Here is a 1,021-nt window from a genome sequence, read left to right as displayed (position 1 = left end):
CGTACTTGATCCGGCCCCAACCTCCTTGATGTCGGGCTACATCCAAATCGAGCAAGGTGATATAGGGGATTTCGAGGGCTGAGAGCAACCGCCAGAAGTGATGGACATGGCGGCCACCAAGTGGTGCGACGGTCACAGCAGACTCATCGACTGGAATACCTTTGGCACGTAGAATGCGGGGCAGAACGATTTCTTCGCTATCACCTTCTCCAAGGATGACCAGTCGGGAAAAGTAGATTTCGGGATATGCCTGTACTGCTTCGCGGACAAACTTATGGGCTTCATCTGTCCTTTTCGGTAAGCGAATGCGCGTTGTCTTGGTGATTCGCGCGCTGGTGAGTCGCAAGTAGCGGATGTGTCTAGGGTTGACTCGCCGCAGCATGGAGGGTGCATGCGTGGCGATCAGGGCCTGGGCGTCTTCGTTCCCTGTCATGGTGACTAGAGCAATCACAATTCGTCCCAGATAATGGGGCGACAGGCTGTTTTCAGGCTCCTCAATGGCGACGATCGTGAACACAGGGGGTCGCAGCTTGTCTAGGTCGAAGGTGTCGTCGTCACCAGCAAGGACTGCACGCCCGATCGACTGTGCCGAAAGCACCAGTGACAGATAGAGCATGGACTTCTGTCCATCACTTAGCCTGGAGAAATCAACCAATTCTTCGTCATGCCCAGGAGAAAATGAGACGGACAGATGTCGCAATAAGGCCTCAATCTCGGATGCGACGAAGGTGATTGGGGGTCGGTGAAGAAACTGCCTTTGTGCAAGGTGCTCCAGGTTGCCTTCAGGCTCTCGCTCAGAGTTGCAATCGATGGGTTGCCAGCGAGGCTTTCGCTGATGTTGTCCGTGAAGCCTTTGATTTCCTCGCGCTCGTTCTCCCAGTTTACTGCTCGCAGCATGCGACCGAGCAGAGCATTGGCACTGTAAGCAATGTGCTCGGCGGGATCCCGTCGAGCGGGTAGGTAGTGAACTTGCACATGATTGCGTTCCGCTCGCGTAACCTGTGCCGTCGGGAGGGGGGAG

The 1,021-nt window shown here is 55.4% G+C and carries 1 protein-coding gene; it reads right to left on the bottom strand.

Annotated elements, in window-relative coordinates; genetic code table 11:
• Nucleotides 1–880 (bottom strand): ATP-dependent nuclease (locus FYJ24_RS12525; protein ID WP_225872180.1); only part of this gene is annotated, 880 nt, incomplete at its 3' end.
• Nucleotides 881–1,021: the final 141 nt, after the last annotated feature.

Source organism: Scrofimicrobium canadense, assembly GCF_009696615.1.
GTDB lineage: Bacteria > Actinomycetota > Actinomycetes > Actinomycetales > Actinomycetaceae > Scrofimicrobium > Scrofimicrobium canadense.
Note: the sequence above shows the minus strand (reverse complement) of the source record. Positions and strands in the feature narration are given on the sequence as shown.